17 protein-coding genes are annotated in these 20,604 nt (G+C 53.8%); all 17 read left to right on the top strand.

The features are described 5' to 3' along the window. The first annotated feature begins 8 nt into the window (after window positions 1-8). The 17 genes from rbfA (at window position 9) to KNP76_RS00570 (ending at window position 20,586) form a co-directional block, all read left to right on the top strand. A complete protein-coding gene (gene rbfA / locus KNP76_RS00650; protein ID WP_034808825.1) occupies window positions 9-356 on the top strand; it encodes a 30S ribosome-binding factor RbfA in 348 nt (115 codons plus the stop codon). Between the two features lie 46 nt (window positions 357-402). Next, entirely contained in the window at window positions 403-1,311 is a 909-nt protein-coding gene (truB, locus tag KNP76_RS00645) for a tRNA pseudouridine(55) synthase TruB (protein ID WP_214842088.1), read from the top strand. Between the two features lie 15 nt (window positions 1,312-1,326). Continuing rightward, window positions 1,327-2,253, top strand: coding sequence for a bifunctional riboflavin kinase/FAD synthetase (locus KNP76_RS00640; protein ID WP_214842087.1), 927 nt, complete (start codon window positions 1,327-1,329; stop codon window positions 2,251-2,253). Between the two features lie 124 nt (window positions 2,254-2,377). Further along, on the top strand, window positions 2,378-2,647 hold the full coding sequence (gene rpsO, locus KNP76_RS00635; RefSeq protein WP_015881433.1) for a 30S ribosomal protein S15: 270 nt from the start codon (window positions 2,378-2,380) through the stop codon (window positions 2,645-2,647). A gap of 132 nt (window positions 2,648-2,779) precedes the next feature. Beyond that, entirely contained in the window at window positions 2,780-4,996 is a 2,217-nt protein-coding gene (pnp, locus tag KNP76_RS00630) for a polyribonucleotide nucleotidyltransferase (RefSeq protein ID WP_214842085.1), read from the top strand. Between the two features lie 51 nt (window positions 4,997-5,047). Further along, window positions 5,048-6,265: a M16 family metallopeptidase gene (locus tag KNP76_RS00625; protein ID WP_214842082.1), complete on the top strand. Its 1,218-nt coding sequence runs from the start codon at window positions 5,048-5,050 to the stop codon at window positions 6,263-6,265. Between the two features lie 66 nt (window positions 6,266-6,331). Then, complete coding sequence (locus tag KNP76_RS00620) at window positions 6,332-7,810, top strand: UDP-N-acetylmuramoyl-L-alanyl-D-glutamate--2,6-diaminopimelate ligase (RefSeq protein WP_214842079.1); 1,479 nt, start codon at window positions 6,332-6,334, stop codon at window positions 7,808-7,810. Between the two features lie 3 nt (window positions 7,811-7,813). Then, complete coding sequence (locus KNP76_RS00615; protein WP_034808816.1) at window positions 7,814-9,067, top strand: lipid II:glycine glycyltransferase FemX; 1,254 nt, start codon at window positions 7,814-7,816, stop codon at window positions 9,065-9,067. Then, complete coding sequence (locus KNP76_RS00610) at window positions 9,064-9,717, top strand: M15 family metallopeptidase (RefSeq protein WP_034815152.1); 654 nt, start codon at window positions 9,064-9,066, stop codon at window positions 9,715-9,717. The genes KNP76_RS00615 and KNP76_RS00610 overlap by 4 nt, the downstream gene beginning before the upstream one ends. 95 nt (window positions 9,718-9,812) lie before the next feature. Further along, window positions 9,813-11,480, top strand: coding sequence for a ribonuclease J (locus KNP76_RS00605; RefSeq protein ID WP_034808812.1), 1,668 nt, complete (start codon window positions 9,813-9,815; stop codon window positions 11,478-11,480). Window positions 11,481-11,536: 56 nt separating this feature from the next. Beyond that, complete coding sequence (locus KNP76_RS00600; protein WP_371816124.1) at window positions 11,537-13,747, top strand: DNA translocase FtsK; 2,211 nt, start codon at window positions 11,537-11,539, stop codon at window positions 13,745-13,747. Window positions 13,748-14,148: 401 nt separating this feature from the next. After that, window positions 14,149-14,868 carry a GntR family transcriptional regulator gene (locus KNP76_RS00595; protein ID WP_034808510.1) on the top strand — a complete coding sequence of 240 codons (720 nt, stop codon included), beginning with the start codon at window positions 14,149-14,151 and terminating at the stop codon, window positions 14,866-14,868. Window positions 14,869-14,999: 131 nt separating this feature from the next. Beyond that, window positions 15,000-16,091 carry a BMP family lipoprotein gene (locus KNP76_RS00590; protein ID WP_214842071.1) on the top strand — a complete coding sequence of 364 codons (1,092 nt, stop codon included), beginning with the start codon at window positions 15,000-15,002 and terminating at the stop codon, window positions 16,089-16,091. Between the two features lie 61 nt (window positions 16,092-16,152). Next, window positions 16,153-17,679 (top strand): ABC transporter ATP-binding protein, encoded by a 1,527-nt coding sequence (locus KNP76_RS00585; protein WP_034815156.1) that lies wholly within the window; start codon window positions 16,153-16,155, stop codon window positions 17,677-17,679. Then, window positions 17,676-18,740, top strand: a complete 1,065-nt coding sequence (locus KNP76_RS00580; protein ID WP_214842068.1) for an ABC transporter permease — start codon at window positions 17,676-17,678, stop codon at window positions 18,738-18,740. The genes KNP76_RS00585 and KNP76_RS00580 overlap by 4 nt, the downstream gene beginning before the upstream one ends. Then, on the top strand, window positions 18,737-19,696 hold the full coding sequence (locus KNP76_RS00575) for an ABC transporter permease (RefSeq protein WP_214842065.1): 960 nt from the start codon (window positions 18,737-18,739) through the stop codon (window positions 19,694-19,696). The genes KNP76_RS00580 and KNP76_RS00575 overlap by 4 nt, the downstream gene beginning before the upstream one ends. Before the next feature lie 92 nt (window positions 19,697-19,788). Then, window positions 19,789-20,586, top strand: a complete 798-nt coding sequence (locus KNP76_RS00570; protein ID WP_251137272.1) for a thermonuclease family protein — start codon at window positions 19,789-19,791, stop codon at window positions 20,584-20,586. Window positions 20,587-20,604 lie beyond the last annotated feature (18 nt).

Below are 20,604 nucleotides of genomic sequence, written 5' to 3'. Positions count from 1 at the left end.
GAACACGTATGAACATTCGTGCCCAACGCGTCGCTGAACAGATGCGTAAAGAAATCACAGACATTTTACTTCGTGAAGTGAGCGATCCGCGTACGAAGAACGCGACGATCACGAGCGTCGAAGTGACGGGAGACTTACAACAAGCGACCGCCTATTATACCGTGCTCGGAGACGACGCTGAAGTAAAGGCAGAGACGCAAGCAGGACTCGATAAGGCGAGCGGTTTCATCCGCCGTGAAATCGGCAGCCGCATCCGTCTTCGGAAAACACCGGAATTGACGTTCGCGTACGATTCATCGGTCGCATATGGTAGCCATATCGACTCGTTGATTCGCGACTTGAACAAAGGCGAATAATGGAAAGGGGGACTCACGTCTCCCTTTTTCATGTGGAGGGAAAAACATGGAACCGACAGGAGTACTCATCCTTGATAAAGATGCCGGCATGACGAGTCATGACTGTGTCTTCAAACTGCGCAAGTTATTCCAAACGAAAAAAGTGGGCCATACGGGCACCCTCGACCCAGAAGTGACCGGGGTGTTGCCGATTTGTCTCGGTCGGGCGACGAAGTTATCACGCTTTTTGACGGACGAAGGGAAGCGATATGTTGCCGAGGTGACGATTGGGACGGCGACGATGACCGAGGACGCCCATAGCGAAGTTGTCGAGGCGCGTGACGTCGAGGCAACGGCGTTCACGGCCGCAGACGTCGATCGTGTCCTACAGACGCTGACCGGAACGATTGAACAGATCCCCCCTTACTACTCGGCCGTCAAAGTGAACGGGAAGAAGCTGTATGAGTATGCTCGGAAAGGGCAAACGGTCGAACGGCCGCGCCGGATGGTCGAGGTTCACCAACTCGTAAGGACGAGCGAACTTACGTTCAATGACAACGTCTGTCGTTTCCGAATCGAAGTCGACTGCGGGAAAGGGACGTTCATCCGCACACTCGCCGTTCAAATTGGCGAACAGCTTGGGTATCCGGCGCACATGAGCGACCTTCGCCGAACCATGTCGGGTTCGTTCGATGAAGCGGCCGCAGTCAGCCTTGAGACGCTCATGGCGCTTGAGACGGTCGAGGAACGGATGCACTATGTCATCCCGCTCGAAGAAGTCATCAAACGCTGGCCGACGATGACGATTGCGGCGAACCGGGAACGGTATATCCGTAACGGCGGCAAGTTGAACGACGTCTCGCTCGAATTCGAGCTGTTTACTGTCTATAATGAAGAAGGAATTCCGCTCGCCCTCTACCGACGGCTTGACGGAACGACAGACGCAACAGTCGAGGTCATGTTGACGATCGACTAAGGGGGAAACGAAAGTATGGAAACGATACATCTCACATATCCCGAGACGCCGGACGTTGTCCCTTCGGTCATGGTGCTCGGATTCTTCGATGGTGTCCACACGGGCCATCAAGCCGTGATTCGCCATTCGCAGGAACAAGCGGAGCGGCTGAACGTACCGGTCACGGTCGTCACGTTCGACCCACATCCGAAGCAAGTGCTGTCCAACAAACCGGACGCGGTGCGTTACATCACGCCGCTCTCGCGCAAGTTGAAGCGCATCGAATCGCTCGGAGTCGAACGCTGCCTCGTCTTGACGTTCACGAAAGAACTCGCGGGCCTATCGCCGCAACAGTTTGTCGACGACTATTTGATTGGCGCCGGTGCCGTCCACGTGACGGCCGGATTTGATTATTCGTATGGCAAGTTCGGGGAAGGGACAATGGAGACGATGCCGTTCCATGCCCGCGGTCGCTTCACGACGTCGGTCGTCAATGAACAGACCGAGGGTGGGGAGAAAGTCTCGTCGACCCGGATTCGAAAACTGCTCGGTGCCGGGGAAGTGGATGCGGCGGCAACGCTGCTTGGTTCCCCTTATGTGATTTGTGGGGAAGTCATCCACGGAGATGCCCGCGGACGCACGATTGGATACCCGACGGCGAACGTCGTCATGGACGCCTCTTACGTCATGCCACGGCTCGGCGTGTACGCGACGCGGGTCCGGTTGCGTGACGGTCGGACGTTTCATGCGATGACGAACGTCGGGCGGCGCCCGACGTTTTATGACACGGGCGACGTCTCAATCGAGAGTCACTTGTTTGATTTCTCTGAGGACTTATACGGACAATTGATTGAGATCGAATGGGTCCGATTCATTCGCAACGAGCGGGCGTTCGACGGCCTCGATTCGCTCATCGCGCAGTTGAAGCAAGACGAGACGACGGCCCGCTCAATCCTATCTTGACTTTAAACACGGACTCCTGTATTCTATTTTGGTACGCAAAGTACACCGTTTCGCTTGGCTGATCGATTCACCAACGTCGGCTCGGCAACGCGGCAATTTTATTTAATTGGAGGTGGAGAGGCAAATGGCACTCTCAAAAGAACGTAAGAATGAAATCATCGCGGAATACGCGACAAAACAAGGTGACACTGGTTCACCGGAAGTTCAAGTTGCAGTATTGACTGAACAAATCAACACATTAAACGATCATCTTCGTACACACAAGAAAGACCACCACTCACGTCGCGGTCTTTTGAAAATGGTTGGACGTCGCCGTAACTTGCTTACGTACCTTCGTAACAAGGACGTTACACGTTACCGTGAATTGATTCAACGCCTTGGTCTTCGTCGCTAATCCGACCGGACCACGTGACGGGCTGGGACATTTGTTCCTAGTCCGTTTCTTCTTTTTTAAAAGGAAAATCATTAGACATTCGTAGGAATGAGTTACATAATAAACTAGATAAGGTTTGAGAGGAGAATGTTCATGTTAGGTACGAAACAAGTATTTTCTACAGAATGGGGCGGACGTCCGCTATCTGTAGAAGTCGGCCAACTCGCGAAACAAGCGAACGGTTCGGCGCTCGTGCGTTACGGTGACACGGTCGTGCTCGCCACGGTAACCGCATCGAAAGCACCAAAAGATTTAGATTTCTTCCCGCTTACGGTCAACTACGAAGAAAAACTGTATTCGGTCGGTAAAATTCCAGGAGGATTCCTTCGTCGGGAAGGTCGTCCTGGTGAGAACGCGATTTTGACGTCACGTCTCATCGACCGTCCGATTCGCCCACTCTTCCCGGATGGATTCCGTCACGATATCCAAGTCATGATTTACGTCATGTCAAACGACCCGGACTGCTCGGCAGAGATGGCCGGTATGCTCGGAACGTCGGTCGCCCTTTCAATCTCGGATGTCCCGTTTGACGGACCGATTGCCGGTGCCACGGTTGGCCGCATCGATGGCGAGTTCATCGTCAACCCGACGACGGAACAACTCGAAAAGACAGAACTCGAGCTTCAAGTCGCCGGTACGGCTGACGCCATCAACATGGTTGAGGCCGGTGCGAACGAAGTCTCAGAAGACATCATGCTCGAGTCAATCTTGTTCGGTCACGATGAGATTAAAAAGCTCGTCGCGTTCCAAAACGAGATCGTCGCAGCTGTCGGGAAACCGAAATTCGAATATACCGTGTCGAAGTTTGACGAGACGTTGTCAGCTGAGCTCGAAGCGGCCCGCCCTGAAATCGTCGAGGCCGTTCAAGTCGAAGAGAAGCATGCCCGTGACGAGGCGATCAATGAAGTCATCGCCAAGTACGTCGCGATTTACGAAGAGCGTCTCGCGGACGAGCCGGCCAAGTTGAAAGAAGTGTCTGGCATTTTGAACAAGTTCGTCAAAGATGAAGTCCGCCGCTTGATTACAGTTGAGAAGGTCCGTCCTGACGGTCGCCGTCCTGACGTGATTCGCCCGCTCGCTTCGGAAGTCGGCTTGTTGCCGCGCGCCCACGGCGTCGGTTTGTTCACACGCGGTCAGACGCAAGTCATGTCGGTCGCGACACTTGGCGTCATCGGTGATGCGCAAATCATCGACGGCATCGGTCTCGAAGAGAACAAACGCTTCATGCACCATTACAACTTCCCGCCGTTCTCGGTCGGTGAAGCGCGTCCGGTCCGGGCACCAGGTCGTCGTGAAATCGGTCACGGGGCACTCGGTGAGCGTGCGATGCTCCCGGTCATCCCGAAGGAAGCGGATTTCCCGTACACGATTCGTCTCGTGTCGGAAGTACTTGAGTCGAACGGTTCTAGTTCACAGGCTTCAATCTGTGGCTCGACGCTCGCCCTCATGGACGCTGGTGTACCAATCAAGGCCCCGGTTGCCGGGATTGCGATGGGTCTCATCATGGAAGGCGAACACTACACGGTCCTCACGGATATCCAAGGGCTCGAAGACCACCTCGGCGACATGGACTTTAAAGTCGCGGGAACGAAAGACGGAATCACGGCACTTCAAATGGATATCAAGATTGCAGGGATCACACGCGACATCTTGGTCGAGGCACTCGAACAAGCGCGTGTGGGCCGTCTCCATATCTTGAGCCACATGCTCGAGACGCTCGATGCGCCACGTCCGCAGTTGTCGAAGTATGCACCGAAGATTGTCACGATGACAATCAACCCGGACAAGATTCGCGACGTCATCGGACCAGGTGGGAAGATGATCAACAGCATCATCGACCAGACCGGTGTCAAAATCGATATCGAACAGGACGGAACGGTGTTCATCGCCTCGACCGACCAAGACGGCATCGACATGGCGATGGCGCTCATCGGTGACATCGTCCGTGAAGTCGTCATCGGCGAAGAGTTCGACGCGACCGTCCGCCGGATTGAGAAGTTTGGTGCGTTCGTCGAATTGTTCAAAGGGAAGGACGCACTCGTCCACGTCTCAGAGTTCAGCTTAGAGCGTGTCGCGAACGTCGAAGACGTCGTCAAACTTGGCGATACAATCAAAGTCCGCGTGACCGAGATTGATGACAAAGGCCGCGTCAACGCTTCACACAAAGTGCTCATCCTTGAAGGGTTGTCACCGGAGGAACGCGAAGCTTATGAAGCGAAACGGAAAGCGCAACGTGAGAGTCGTCCACCACGTGATAGCCGTCCGCCGCGTCGTGACGGAGATCGTCGCCCGCCAAGATCGACAAACTAATTCATGCTGGCCATCGTCTATCGCGATGGCCTTTTTCATAGGAGTGATAAGATGGAATGGATCACATTAGACAACGGCGTCCGCATCGTCATCGAACCGATGGCAGACGTCCGGAGCACGTCGACCGGGGTGTTCATCAAAGCCGGGACGCGCACTGAAGACAAGTCCGAGATTGGAATCAGTCATTTGATTGAACACATGCTATTTAAAGGGACGAAGACGAGGTCGGCGAAAGAGATCGCCTCGTTCTTCGATGAGCTCGGTGGTAGCGTCAACGCCTTCACATCGAAAGACCATACGTGTTATTACGTGAAGACACTCGACGACCACGCTTTAATCGCGTTTGACGCGCTCGCGGACATGCTGTTCAACTCGGTCTTCGATGAAGCCGAACTCGAGAAGGAAAAACGCGTCGTACTCGAAGAAATCAAAATGTATGAAGATACACCGGAAGACCTCGTCCACGAACTGCTCGCAACGGCCGTCTATCAAGACGACGTGCTGACCGAACCGATTCTTGGGACGGAGTCGAGCGTGCTCGGCCTCACCCGCGACCAGTTGCTTCGATACGTGGAAACACGGTATACAGGCAACCGCGTCGTCGTGTCGATTGCCGGACACGTGCCGGATGAACTCATCGAGGCCGTTAAAGCGAGGTTTGCCGGTCTCCCAACAGGGGAATCTTCGAAAGAATCGACCGTACCGACGCTACACGCCGAGGTCGTGAAAAAAGAAAAAGAGACCGAGCAAGCCCATCTCTGTTGGAACTTCGAGGCGATTGCCGCGACCGATGACCGGTTACCGCATCTGGCCCTTCTGAACAACGCCATCGGGGCGACGATGTCATCCCGCTTGTTCCAGTCGATTCGCGAAGAACAAGGGCTCGCCTACTCAATCTATTCGTATTATACGACGTTCGACGATCACGGGACGTTCACGATTTATATCGGGACGTCGAAAGACACGCTCGACCAAGTCGAGTCGATTATGGACCGTGAACTCGCGGCGTTGAAGACGAGCGGCTTGACGGACGACGAAGTCGAGAAAGGGAAGCGGCAACTGAAAGGCTCGCTCGTTCTCGGCAATGAGAGCACGAGCGCGCGGATGAATCGCAACGGCCGCAACCTCGTCCTATTAGATGAAGTGGAACCGATCGATGTCGTCCTCGATAAAGTAGACCGGATCGAGACGCGTGACGTGAACGCCCTCATTCGTGAAGTGCTCAGCCATGCTCCTGCCAAATCTTATGTCCTTCCGTCCGAAGACTGACTTGAAACCGAATTGTAAGTTCTCTACACTGATTAAGAGGTATTCTTTACTTTGGACAGGATACAGGTGAAAGAAGGGAAAGACTTGAACTTAACCGATTTAGCAAAACACATTCAATTGATTAACCAACTATCAAACTCTGACATCAACGTGACCCACGTGACGACCGACTCGCGCGAAGTCGTCCCCGGGACGCTGTTCGTCGCGATCAAAGGGTACACGGTCGATGGACACGACTACGCCGCGACCGCCGTTGAACGCGGTGCCGTCGCCATCGTCAGCGAACGTCCGCTCGACGTGCCGGTACCGAACTTGGTCGTCCGGGACAGCTCGAGAGCCGTCGGACTGTTGGCTTCAGCATTTTATGGCTACCCGTCAGAACAGATGCGCATGTTCGGCATCACCGGGACGAACGGGAAGACGACGACGACGACGATTTTACGCGACGTCCTCGCAGAGCTCGGGCATAGTACCGGCTTGATTGGGACGGTCGAAGTCCGCATCAACGACCGGGTCGTACCGAGCAAGAACACGACGCCGCAAAGTTCAGAACTGCAGCAACTGTTGGCGCAGATGAAGGCCGAAGGGGTGACGGACGTCATGATGGAAGTGTCGTCACACGGGCTCGAACTCGGCCGTGTCATCGGCACCGATTTCGATATCGTCGGCTTCACGAACTTGACCCATGACCATCTCGACTTCCATGGCACGTTTGATAATTATGCCCGTGCGAAAGGGTTGCTCTTCGCCCAGCTCGGTCAAATCGCGTCCCGTGGCAAAGTCGCCGTCTTGAATGCGGACGATCCATATAGCAAGCTCTATGAGACGATGACGGGTGCGCGTGTCATGACATACGGCATCGACGCCCCGGCTGACGTCTTGGCGACGAATATCGTGCAGACGTTGTCTGATACGAGTTTCCATCTTCACTATCAAGGGGAGAGCTTGCCGGTGACGGTTCAGTTCATCGGACGCTTCAACGTGTACAATATTCTCCTTGCGACAGGGTGTCTGCTCGCTGCGGGTTATTCGCTCGCGAAGATTATTGAGGCGCTCGAGGCGATTCATCCGGCCAAAGGGCGGATGCAACGGCTCGACGTGCCTGGTTATAACGTCTACGCTGACTATGCCCACACGCCGGATGGTATCGAGCAATGTTTGAAATCGCTCGTCGGCGTCCCGAAGGAAGACATCATCTTCTTGATTGGGACGGGCGGCAATCGTGATGTGACGAAACGACCGACGATGGGCCAGATGGCCTCAAAGTACGCCGGCACGGTCGTCATCACGACGGATGACCCCCGCTTTGAAGCATATGACTCCATCACGAGCGGCATCGCTTCAGGCATGACGCACGACAACTTCGTCGAGATTGGTGACCGTGAAGAAGCGGTCCGATATGCGGCAAGCCTCGCGAAACCGACGAACATCGTCGTCTTGGCCGGAAAAGGGCACGAAAAATATCAAATCATCGGCAACGAAAAAATACCGCTCGATGAAGAGAAAATTGTTCGAGCGACAATCTTGAAGACGGAGGAATCATGATTTATGGCAGTACAACCTATCAGTTTGACAGAGAAACAGCATGACGATTTCGTCAAAGCCCATGACCGGGGAGATTTGCTCCAACTTTCAAGTTGGGCCAGCGTCAAGCGTCAAAACGGTTGGTCAGGAGAACGCATCGCCGTCGGGACGAACGGAACGACGACAGGGGTCGCTCTGTTATTGTTCAAACAAGTGCCGAAGCTCCCGTTCACGCTATGTTACGCCCCGCGTGGCTTCGTCGTCGACTATGACGACACAGAGTCGCTCAAAGTATTGACCGAAGAGGCGAAACGTGTCGCGAAAGACCGACGTGCCATCACGATCAAAATCGACCCGAACATCGACCGCGATGAAGTCCCGGGCTTGATGACGGAGATGACCGAGCTCGGTTTTATTCATAAAGGGTATGGCGGCGGATTCGATTATGCACAGCCCCGCTTCACGATGGAGACGGATTTGCGCCCGAGCGAGAAAGAGATTTTCGGGAAATTTCATCATAAGTTCCGCTATAACGTTCGGCTCGCGGAAAAGAAAGGCATCGTCTGTACCGAGGTCGGTCGTGACGGTCTGAAGACGTTCGCCGAGTTGATGAAAGTGACAGGGGAACGGGACGGGTTTTCCACGCGTGGACTCGATTACTTCGAGAACCTGTATGACTGCCTTCAACCGAATGACGCCCGCCTGTTCTTGACGAAACTCGAGCCGAGCCTTGCCCTCGAGCAACAGCGACAGACGCTCGAGAAAGCGACGCGAGAGCTCGCGAAAATCGAGCGGGCGCTCGAGAAGGAGACCGTCGAGAAGAAACGGTCGAGCTTGACGAATCGCGAGAAACAGACACGCGAACAGATTGAAAAAATCGAGACAGCGTTGCCGGAGCTCGTCGAACTCGACAAGCGCTATCCGGACGGCCTCGTCTTGTCGGGTGGTCTGTTGACGCTCGCCGGTCGCCGCTCGTACTACTTGTACGGCGCGTCATCGAACGAGTTCCGTGAATTCATGCCGAACCACCTCATGCAATGGACGATGATGCAAGCCGCAAAAGAGAGCGGTGCCGAGCGCTACGATTTCGGCGGCGTCTCCGGTAAAACGGACCCGGATGATGAATACGCGGGACTTTACGCCTTTAAGTCAGGGTGGGGCAGTGACATGATTGAGAAGGTCGGAGAGTTCGACCTCGTCTTGAATCGTCTGCTCTATTTCGCCCTCGAAAAAGGACTTCCGCTCGTCAAAGGACTCCGTAAACGGTTCAGACGATGAAGTGGACCGGTGTCTTGACGTTCGCGATGGTCGCGTTTCTCGTCGGCATCTTCTTGGCGTACTCGTTTTCACGTCCAGGACCGATGCCTTGGGTGGATGAGCCATCGTTTGAGGCAGGGATGTGCAATCGGGCACCACAAGCCGAGCAGCCGATTGTCGAGCGGAGTGAGCGCGCCTTCTCGAACTTACATCCGCACGTCCGGGAACGAAGCGAGACGTTTGTCCGGCTCGCTTATTCGTGCCTTGGGCTCGAGGTTCGCCTGACGTCCGGTTATCGCTCCGAAGACGAGCAAAACGCGCTCTATGCGCAAGGTCGATCGGAGCCTGGCCAAATCGTCACGAACGCCAAGGCCGGACAGAGCTACCATAACTATGGACTCGCCGTCGATTTCGTCATCATCCATGACAACCGGGCCGACTATGATTTGTCATCTGACCACAATCGTTCCGGTGTGCCCGACTGGCAAGAACTCGGTGAGCTCGGCAAGGCGCTCGGATTCGAGTGGGGCGGCGATTGGCGTAACTTCCCCGACTATCCGCACCTGCAGATGGACTTCGGATTGTCGATTCGACAGCTCGCAGCAGGCAAGCGGCCAGGGGAACAAGCGACGATGCCGCTCGCCGATGTTTTAAAACCTCTAGTCGATTGAACGGAAATGTTGGCAATGAAGCCGTTTTCCGATACAATATTCAATAGCGATAAGTGGACGAACCAGAATATGAATCATCTAGGAGGTTTTTGTTAGTGTCAAAGAAGAAGACAGAGAACATTAGCGTCTTTGCGCTTGGAGGCGTAGGCGAAATCGGGAAGAACATGTACGTCGTGGAACTAGACGACGACATCTTCGTCATCGATGCCGGTCTCATGTTCCCAGGCGATGAGATGCTCGGGATTGATATCGTCATCCCTGACATTACGTATTTGAAAGAGAATAAAGACCGTGTCCGTGCCATTTTCATCACGCACGGTCACGAAGACCATATCGGTGGACTCAGTTATGTGCTCCGCGATTTGAAACACGTCCCCGTCTACGGGACGAAGTTGACGCTCGGTTTGATCGAGCTCAAATTGAAAGAGGCAGGCTTACTTAAAGAAGTCGACCTTCGATTGATTGACGCCAAAACGAAATTGACTATCGCTGATCATTTCATCACGTTCTTCCGCGTCAACCACTCGATTCCCGACTGCGTAGGGGTCTGCATCCAAACGTCTCAAGGGGCAATCGTCCATACGGGCGATTTCAAATTCGACTATACACCGGTCGATGGGAAACAGTCTGATTTCAATAAATTGGCCGCAATCGGGCAGCGAGGCGTCCTCGCCTTGTTATCAGACTCGACGAACGCGGAACGTCCGGGTCAAACCGGATCGGAGTCAATCGTTGGTGCCGAATTGAACGACGTCATCTATCAGGCGGAAGGGCGCGTCATCGTCGCCTCGTTCGCCTCGAACGTCCATCGTTTGCAACAAGTGTTCGCAGCGGCGGAAGCGAACGACCGGAAAGTCGCGGTCGTCGGCCGCAGCATGGTCAACATCGTCGAAGTGGCCCAAAAGTTGAACTACCTTCGTTTCAAGCCAAAAACGCTCGTTGAACTGTCACAAGTGAACCGTTTGCCTGACAACAAAGTTGTCATCTTGACGACCGGTTCACAAGGGGAACCGATGGCAGCGTTGACACGGATGGCACGGAACGCGCATAAACAAGTGAATATTCGCTTGAATGATACGGTCGTCATCGCTGCGACACCGATCCCGGGTAACGAGAAGTCGGTTTCAAAAACGATTGACCTCTTGTTCCGCTCGGGCGCGAACGTCATCTACAACCAACGGAAAGTACACGTATCGGGACACGGTTCGGCTGAAGAGTTGAAGCTCATGCTCAACCTCGTCAAACCGAAGTACTTCCTCCCGATTCACGGGGAGTATCGGATGCAAATGGCGCACTCGAAACTCGCGGAACAAGTCGGTGTCAAATCGAACAACATCTTCATCGTCGAAAAAGGCGATGTGGTCGAGTTCACCGGACGCAAAGCGCGTATGAGCCGTAAAGTGCCGGCCGGAAACGTCTTGATTGATGGAATCGGTGTCGGAGACGTCGGGAACATCGTTCTTCGCGACCGTCGCCTCTTGTCGCAAGATGGCGTCGTGCTCTGCGTCGTCACGTTGAACCGGAAACAAAAGAAATTGATTTCAGGCCCAGAGCTCATCTCCCGCGGATTCGTCTATATGCGTGAGTCCGAAGAGATGATTTCTGAGGCGAACCGAATCGTCACAAAGCAAATCGAGAAGAGTCTCCAAGCTGGAAGCGATTGGACCGAATTGAAATCAAATATTCGTGAGCGGCTCAGCGTCTTCTTGTTCGAGCAGACGAAACGTCGTCCGATGATCTTGCCGATCATCATGGAGATATAATGAATTGAGGCAAAAGTCATCTGACTTTTGCCTTCTTTTTTTAGGAGGAATCGAAAGTGACACAGAAAAAGGTGGCTCAAAAATCGAGAAAGACTCCGCCAAAACGGAAACGACCGGCTCCGAGAGCCCGCAAGAAACAACCGATTCCTTGGCGTACATATGGATGGGGCGCGTTCGTCCTTGCGATGACAGCGTTCATCTTTTCATTATTCGAGTTCGGCTGGGTCGGTGCCCGGACATCGCTGCTCGCTGCCACGTTGTTCGGTGGCTGGGGAGCGTTGACGTATCTCGCCATCGGCTTCACCTTGCTCATCGGGTTGAGCGATTGGCGGCCGAGCCAGCGGGCCGGGATCTTCTTGTTGTTCCTCGCCTTTCTATTGTTTGGCGATCTCGTCTGGGGAGCCGAGCGTGGGGCGATCAACGGCGCGCTCTATGAGCTGAACCATTACTTACTCTCCGACTTCGGCATTATTTTCCTCGGCATCATCTGTCTCGTCGTCGGAATCTCTCTACTTTCGCCATCGATTTGGCACAGTGTCGGTCGGAGACTGCTCGAGTCTGGCCAAGCGATCAAACAAGAGTGGCAGGAGCGGGAACGGCCTGAACGGAAAACGGCACCGGCACGGAAGAAAGCGACGCCTGCTGTCCCTCGCGACGCCGAGGCGTCGAGTAACCCGCCGGAAATCGAGCCGGAACCGGATGCTGTGACGATGCACGACATCCCAATCGTTGGGTTCAGTGAACAAGTCGTTGCCGAGAAGCAGGCACAAAAACAGGACGCGAGCACGACGGATCGTGCAGATGAAGTGGCGGACATGCCGACCGAGGACATGATGATGACGGCAGCGCAAGACGTGTCTGACACGTACGAGCTCCCGACGTTCACCATCTTGTCCGAGCCGGTCGTCACCGACTTGTCGGGTGAGAATGCACGATTGAAAGCGAATGCGACGAAACTCGTCCAAACGCTCAAGTCGTTCGGCGTCGGGGTGAAAGTGTTGAAGATCCATCTTGGACCGACTGTCACAAAATATGAGCTCCAACCGGACATCGGTGTGAAAGTGAGCCGAATCACCTCGCTAAGCGATGATTTGGCGCTCGCTTTGGCGGCGAAAGACATTCGCATCGAGGCGCCGATTCCGGGCAAGGCGGCCATCGGGATTGAAGTGCCGAACCAAGAGGTCGCCCCGGTGTGCTTACGTGAAGTGCTGGAGGCCGATACGGTCAAACGTGAGGCGTCACCGTTACTCGTCGCGCTTGGGCGCAGCATCAGTGGCGAGACGGTGACCGTCGCCTTGAACAAAATGCCGCACTTGCTCGTAGCCGGGTCGACGGGCTCGGGGAAGTCGGTTTGTATCAACGGCATGATCGTGTCGATTTTGATGCGGACCCGGCCGGATGAGGTCCGATTGATGATGATTGACCCGAAGATGGTCGAGTTGAACGTCTATAACGGTGTCCCACACTTGTTGACGCCGGTCGTCACCGACCCGAAAAAGGCGGCACAGGCGCTCAAGCAAGTCGTTGCCGAGATGGAACGACGTTACGAGCTGTTTAGTCGTTACGGTGTACGAAACATCGAGGGATATAACGAACTCGTCGACAAGTCCGAGGATGGAGATGCGAAGCGACTGCCGTTCATCGTCGTCATTGTCGATGAGCTCGCCGACCTGATGATGGTCGCGTCGAATGATGTCGAGGACGCCATTATGCGCCTTGCACAGATGGCGCGGGCCGCAGGCATTCATATGGTGCTCGCGACACAACGGCCGTCCGTAGACGTCATCACAGGCGTCATCAAGGCGAACATTCCGTCAAGGATCGCGTTTGCCGTCTCATCACAGACGGATTCACGAACGATTCTCGACGGAGGCGGGGCCGAGAAGTTGCTTGGGCGTGGAGACATGCTCATGCTCGCGAACGGGATGAACAAACCGATTCGTGTCCAAGGTGCCTTTGTATCGGACCAAGAGGTCGAGACAGTCGTCAACCACGTCATCGCCCAGCAACGCGCCCAGTACGTCGAGGCGATGATGCCGAAAGAAGAAGAAGTGACGACGATCGATTCGGACGATTCGTTGTTCGGGGAAGTCGTCCAGTTCATTATGACGCAAGAGACGGCCTCGACGTCGATGATTCAACGGAGGTTCCGAATCGGCTATAATCGAGCTGCACGATTGATCGATTCGCTAGAACAAGCGGGGTATGTCGGTCCGTCAGAAGGATCGAAACCACGGAAAGTACTCGTCAATGAGTCGGAAGGGTAAAATTAAAAAACGAACGATTGGATTTAATATAATCTAATCGTTCGTTTTTATTTATTTATCGGTATAATTGAAATGGGTACCGAATTCATAAGAAACGCGCAATGAGCGGGAATGATATAGCACATCTGGTCTATAATACCTAATCCGACATACTACTGAAACGATTGAACCGCTTTCATTTTTTAATACCGTTTTCATTTTACAAAAACTTTGCAAAGGCTGAAGGAACAGGTAATATAGACTACAGGACGCACTGAATTCCTTCACGTCAAAATATTTCCTTGATTCCGAACAAAAAGTATTGCGTTCTTTTTCTGGAATCCCTATACTTAATATTGGCAAGGGCATTCATACGTCAGATGTCTGAGCACTGGTAACAATAGGTAAAGGTGGTGAGGCCCATGTCGATCAAGCTCGATCATCGCTTGCTCTATCTCCGCGTGATTGAGAAAATCAAGCAAGATATCGATGAGGGTGTCTATCGTGAGGGGGAAAAACTTCCTTCAGAGTTCGAGTTATCGAAGCAGCTAGGGGTTAGTCGTGCGACGCTCCGAGAAGCGCTTCGGATTCTCGAAGACGAGAAATTTGTCGTGCGTAAACATGGCGTCGGGACGTTCATTAGTTCTAAACCTCCGTTCACATCGGGGATTGAAGAGCTGTTCAGCGTAACGGACATGATCACGCGTGCCCAAATGACACCGGGAACGAAAGTATTGGTGGCCGAAAAGGTGTTAGCGACAGAGAGAGAAGCCGAGCGTTTAAAAGTCGAACCGAATTCTCCGATTTATCGGATTGTCCGGATTCGCTATGCAGACGAGACACCGGTCGTATACTGCGTGGACAAAATCCCCGCACATCTCGTTTCTAATCCTGAAGCATTGACAGAAGGGAAGTCATTGTTTGACGCGCTGGAACAAGAGGTAGGACGTCGGGTCGCGTACGCGATTACGCACATCGAACCGAGTGTGAGCACGGAAATCTCGACACAACTTCAAACGGACCAACCGTTACTCGCTTTAAAGCAATTGCATTACGATGAAAGCGACCTACCGTTGCTCGATTCGGCAAACTTTTTCCGAGCGGACCGCTTTGACTTCCACGTCGTCCGCAAACGCGTCTAAAACACGTATTTGACATTCGGAGAGGTTATTTTTGGGGAATGGCGTGAAAGCGCTTTCTTATACCGGTGTAATGACTACTGACAACATGACAACCTAAATTGTTATGAACCGAAAGGGGAAACACGACGATGATGAACAAGAAAAAAACGATTCTCTCAGCTTTAGCAGCAGGTCTTACGCTCTCGACAGTACTCGCAGCATGTGGCGGCGGGGACGACAATGAAGGCGCTTCAAACGGAGAAGGCGGCGGCAGCGAAGCTGGCGACTTCAAAGTAGCGATGGTAACGGATACGGGCGGCGTAGATGACAAGTCGTTCAACCAATCAGCTTGGGAAGGTCTCACGAAGTTCGGTGAAGCCAACAACTTGACGGAAAACGAAGGATTCAAATACCTTCAATCTTCTAAACAAGCAGACTATCAGCCAAACTTGCAACAATTGGCACGTGACAACTTCGACTTGATCTACGGAATCGGCTTCTTGATGGCTGAAGACATCCAAACGGTCGCTGGTCAATTCCCAGACAACAACTTCGCAATCGTCGACATGGTCGTTGATGAACCGAACGTCGCGTCAATCACGTTCAAAGAGCAAGAAGGATCATTCCTTGTCGGTGTCATCGCGGGTCTCATGACTGAAACGGACAAAGTCGGTTTCATCGGTGGTGTCGAGTCTGACTTGATCAAGAAGTTCGAAAACGGATTTAAAGCGGGCGTCATGGCCGTCAACCCAGACGCGACAATCGACGTGAAATACGCGGAAGACTTCAACTCGGCTGAAAAAGGAACAGCGATCGCATCAGGTATGTATGGCGCAGGTTCTGACATCATCTATCATGCAGCTGGTGGTACGGGTGTAGGGGTATTCACAGAAGCGAAGAACCGTAAGAAGAACGGCGAAGAAGTATGGGTAATCGGGGTTGACCGTGACCAATACGAAGAAGGCCTCCCAGAAGACGTTACGCTTACTTCAATGGTTAAACGTGTAGATACGGCGACGTATGAAGTGTCGAAACAGACGATGGAAGGGAACTTCCCAGGTGGAGAAATCATCGAGTTCGGTTTGAAAGATGACGGTGTTGGAATTGCTGAAACATCTGATAAGAACGTTCCGGCTGACATCCTCTCGCAAGTAGACGAGTATCGCCAACAGTTAATTGACGGCGAACTTACTGCACCTGCGACAGACGCTGAGTTCGAAGAGTTCATGAAAACAGTAGAATAAATCATTGAGTTAGGGGGGACCCATGTGGTTCCCCTTTCCTTAAAGTTAGGAGTGGACTTTCTTGGAATATGTTATTGAAATGCTCAATATTCGCAAAGAGTTCGGTACGTTCGTAGCCAACGACAATATCACCCTTCAACTTCGTAAAGGCGAGATTCATGCGTTGCTCGGAGAGAATGGCGCCGGGAAATCGACGCTCATGAACGTCTTATTCGGTCTCTATCAGCCTGAAGGCGGAGAGATTCGCGTACGCGGAGAAAAGGTGAACATTGAGAACCCGAACATCGCCAACGATCTCGGCATCGGCATGGTGCACCAACACTTCATGCTCGTCGAGAAGTTTACGGTCACAGAAAATATCATCCTCGGTTCTGAACCGAAGAGCGGGTTGACGGTCGACCGGGCCACGGCGCGTAAAAAAGTAATGGACATCTCGGAGCAGTACGGGCTTCGAATCGACCCGGATGCAAAAATCGAAGACATCTCAGTCGGGATGCAACAGCGTGTGGAAATTTTGAAGACGCTCTATCGTGGCGCCGAGATTTTAATTTTTGATGAGCCGACGGCCGTATTGACGCCTCAAGAGATTCAAGAACTTATTCAAATCATGAAGCGTCTCATCGAAGAAGGAAAGTCGATCATTTTGATTACCCACAAGCTAAAAGAGATCATGCAAGTGGCGGATCGCTGTACGGTCATCCGACGTGGACGTTACATCGGGACGGTCGATATCGACGAGACTGTCAACGAGGATCGCCTTGCGGAGATGATGGTCGGGCGTGAAGTAAACTTTGATGCGGAATATTCCAAGGCAGATCCACAGCAAGTCGTCCTCGACATTCAAAAGCTCGTCGTCAAAGACAGTCGAGGCATTGAAGTCGTCGAAGGCTTGGATTTACAGATTCGCTCAGGTGAGATTCTTGGAATTGCTGGAATCGATGGCAATGGTCAGACGGAATTGATTGAAGCCATCTCAGGATTGAAAAAGCCTGAGGGCGGCAAGATTTTCTTAAACGGAAATGACGTGACCGGTTTCACCCCACGTAAAGTGACGGAATCGGGCGTCGGTCATATCCCACAAGACCGACATAAGCATGGTCTCGTGCTCGACTATTCGATTCGAGACAACATGGTCTTGCAAACGTATTACAAAGAACCCTTCTCAAAACGCGGCTTGATGAACTATAAAGCCGTCGCAGAGAAGGCGAAAGCGTTAATTGAGAAGTTTGACGTCCGAACTCCATCAGTCGACGTGCCGGCTCGTGCGCTTTCTGGCGGTAACCAACAAAAAGCGATTATCGCCCGTGAAGTCGACCGGTCTCCGGACCTGCTGATCGCGGCGCAACCGACGCGCGGTCTCGACGTCGGAGCCATCGAGTTCATTCACGAACAGCTCGTCAAAGAACGGGAGAAAGGGCGCGCCGTGCTCCTCATTTCGTTCGAACTTGAAGAAATTCTACACGTATCGGACCGAATCGCCGTCTTGTACGAAGGAAAGATCGTCGGGATTCGCGACCCGAAAGAAACGACAGAGCAAGAGCTCGGCTTCTTGATGGCCGGCGGTAAGAGAGGGGAAGAAACAGTATGAACAAGCTAGGACTCAATCGACTGCTCATCCCGCTACTGTCCATCTTGATGGGGCTATTCGTCGGCGCAATCGTCATGCTCATCGGCGGCTATGACCCAGTGCGTGGATTCACGTCGCTCTTTAACGGGATGCTCGGCAGCCCGTACGCGATCGGGGAGACGCTCCGTGCTGCGGCACCGCTCATCTTCTCAGGTCTCGCGGTCGCGTTCGCGTTCCGAACCGGCCTCTTCAACATCGGGGTCGAGGGCCAAGTGTTGATCGGCTGGGTGGCGGCGGTGTACGTCGGAATCAACTTCGATTTGCCGATGTTCCTCCACTTGCCACTCGCCTTGCTCGCCGCGATGTTCGCTGCGGCCGCCTGGGCGTTCGTGCCAGGTTTCCTCAAGGCGAAGTTCCACGTCCACGAGGTCATCACGTCGATCATGATGAACTACATCGCGCTCTATACGACGAACGCGATTTTACGGAGCGTCATCGGCGTGACGAATGAACGGACGGAATCGATTCGAGAATCGGCATCCCTCTCGTCACCGCTCCTTCAGGAATTGACGACGTTCTCGCGTTTGCACTGGGGAATTCTCATCGCCGTCCTTGCCGCGGTCGTCTATTACTACATCTTGCAACGGACGACGCTCGGGTACGAGCTTCGTGCCGTCGGGTTCAACAAGCACGCCTCGCAATATGCGGGGATGAGCGTCAATCGCAACATCGTCTTGTCGTTCGTCATCTCGGGTATGTTCGCCGGCCTCGCCGGTGCGATGGAAGGTCTCGGGACGTTCAACGGCATGACGCTCAGCGCGTCGTTCACTGGCGTCGGATTCGACGGGATCGCGGTCGCGCTTCTCGGAGCGAACACGGCAGTCGGTGTCGTCTTGGCGGCCTTGTTGTTCGCCGGCCTCAACATCGGTGGACTCGCGATGCAGCTCGGCGCGAACATCCCATCTGAGCTCGTCAAAGTCATCATCGCCGCCATCGTCATCTTCGTGGCGTCTGGTTACGCACTGAACTATGTCATTGAGAAACTAAAAGGAAATCGTAAGAAAGGAGTGGAGAAAAAATGAGCTTCTTAGAAGTCCTCTATATCGTCGTACCGGTTGCACTCGCCTATGCGACTCCACTCATCATCGCCGCTCTCGGTGGCATCTTCAGTGAACGGTCGGGTGTCGTCAACATCGCACTCGAAGGAATCATGGTCATCGGGGCAGTGACGGGAATCATCACGACGCTGACACTGACGAATATGGGTCTTGGCGGCATGAGCCCATGGATCTCGCTCTTGGTCGCCATGGTCATCGGGGCGCTGTTCTCGCTCTTCTTGGCAGTCCCGGCCATCCTTTGGCGGGCCGACCAGACCGTCCTCGGTGTCGCGATCAACATGCTTGCGGTCGGACTTGCGATCTTCGTCGTCCGTGTCCTTTACAATAAAGGGCAGACCGACTTCATCCAGTACCGGATCGCGAAAGAGAATGTGCCGATCTTGTCGGATATCCCGGTTCTTCGCATGTTCTTCATCAACGTCCAATACACGTCGTTCATCGCCATCGCGCTCGCGTTCGTCGTCTGGTTCGTCATCTTCAAGACGCCGTTTGGCCTGCGTCTTCGCTCGGTCGGGGAACACCCGATGGCGGCGGACACGATGGGAATCAACGTCACGAAGATGCGCTTCATGGGCGTCATGCTCTCAGGTGCGTTCGGTGGCTTAGCTGGTGCGGTCTATGCCGTCACAGTCACGACGAACTTTAGTGCGACGACAATTGTCGGACAAGGGTTCCTTGCCATCGCCGCGATGATTTTCGGGAAGTGGAATCCGCTCGGTGCGCTCGGAGCCGGTCTCTTCTTCGGATTCGCCCAAGCGCTCTCGATTATCGGCAGCAACTTGCCGGTCATCAACAACGTCCCGCAAGTGTTGCTCTTGATCGCGCCTTACGCGCTCACGATTCTTGCCCTTGCCGGTGTCGTCGGTCGAGCCGATGCACCAAAATCTGTCGGTATCCCGTATATTAAAGGGAAACGATGACGAAAAAAAGGACATCTGTCCTCTACGTGAAAGGTTGTTTGACGGAAGCGTCGAACAACCTTTTTTGTTATACTCATAAAGAGGTGAGATAATTGAAAAAATGGTGGTACTGGACGCTCGTCCTCGCGCTGACTTCCTTCCTTTCAGGGTGTACAACCGATGATTGGTTCGGTTCGCAGATCGATCCGCCGGAGTCACTGACTGAACTCGAAAGCGACTATCCGAGCGCTGACGCGACGCAACAAGTGAAGCGACCGGTCGGGAAGACCGAGTCGGTCACGCTCGACCGCGTCGTCGACGGCGATACGCTTAAAGTCGAATTCGAGAACGGGGCGACGGAATCGATTCGGCTCTTGCTCGTCGATACGCCGGAGACGAGCCATCCGACGCTCCCGGTCCAACCGTTCGGGGAAGAGGCGAAAGCGTTCGTGACGCGCTGGCTCCCTGAAGGCGACACGGTCACGCTCGAATATGACGTCGGGCGCTACGACCGGTATCAGCGTACGCTCGCCTACGTCTGGTATGACGGGGTGATGCTGAACGAGGAACTGTTGCGTCGCGGCCTTGCCCGCGTCGCCTACGTCTATGCGCCGAACACGCAACACGTCGATGCGTTCCGGGACGTCGAGCGGGCCGCGCGCCAACAGTTGCTCGGCATTTGGAGTCTCGAGGATTACGTCACCGGCAACGGCTTTGACCACGAGGCAACCGAACCGGCCAAGCCGACTCAGGAGACAGACGATTGTGACATCAAAGGCAACATCAACCGGGACGGCGAGAAGATTTATCACGTCCCGGGCGGCGCCAGCTATGAGCGGACGGTGCCGGAAGCGATGTTTTGCAGTGAACGAGAAGCGGAGGCGGCCGGGTTCCGTAAAGCAGCCCGATAAAAAGAAAAGAGAGACATG

Origin of the sequence: Exiguobacterium sp. s150 (assembly GCF_018618435.1) — a bacterium.
Lineage (GTDB): Bacteria > Bacillota > Bacilli > Exiguobacteriales > Exiguobacteriaceae > Exiguobacterium > Exiguobacterium alkaliphilum.
This window is presented reverse-complemented; position numbering and strand designations above follow the sequence as displayed.

What these genes read in the sequence shown, in the direction of transcription:
- KNP76_RS00625 (WP_214842082.1), top strand. Translation starts at nt 5,048, where the DNA reads ATGGAATGGATCACATTAGACAACGGCGTCCGCATCGTCATCGAACCG.
- truB (WP_214842088.1), top strand. Translation starts at nt 403, where the DNA reads ATGGAACCGACAGGAGTACTCATCCTTGATAAAGATGCCGGCATGACG.
- KNP76_RS00590 (WP_214842071.1), top strand. Translation starts at nt 15,000, where the DNA reads ATGAACAAGAAAAAAACGATTCTCTCAGCTTTAGCAGCAGGTCTTACG.
- pnp (WP_214842085.1), top strand. Translation starts at nt 2,780, where the DNA reads ATGTTAGGTACGAAACAAGTATTTTCTACAGAATGGGGCGGACGTCCG.
- KNP76_RS00595 (WP_034808510.1), top strand. Translation starts at nt 14,149, where the DNA reads ATGTCGATCAAGCTCGATCATCGCTTGCTCTATCTCCGCGTGATTGAG.
- KNP76_RS00575 (WP_214842065.1), top strand. Translation starts at nt 18,737, where the DNA reads ATGAGCTTCTTAGAAGTCCTCTATATCGTCGTACCGGTTGCACTCGCC.
- KNP76_RS00640 (WP_214842087.1), top strand. Translation starts at nt 1,327, where the DNA reads ATGGAAACGATACATCTCACATATCCCGAGACGCCGGACGTTGTCCCT.
- rbfA (WP_034808825.1), top strand. Translation starts at nt 9, where the DNA reads ATGAACATTCGTGCCCAACGCGTCGCTGAACAGATGCGTAAAGAAATC.
- KNP76_RS00615 (WP_034808816.1), top strand. Translation starts at nt 7,814, where the DNA reads ATGGCAGTACAACCTATCAGTTTGACAGAGAAACAGCATGACGATTTC.
- rpsO (WP_015881433.1), top strand. Translation starts at nt 2,378, where the DNA reads ATGGCACTCTCAAAAGAACGTAAGAATGAAATCATCGCGGAATACGCG.
- KNP76_RS00610 (WP_034815152.1), top strand. Translation starts at nt 9,064, where the DNA reads ATGAAGTGGACCGGTGTCTTGACGTTCGCGATGGTCGCGTTTCTCGTC.
- KNP76_RS00580 (WP_214842068.1), top strand. Translation starts at nt 17,676, where the DNA reads ATGAACAAGCTAGGACTCAATCGACTGCTCATCCCGCTACTGTCCATC.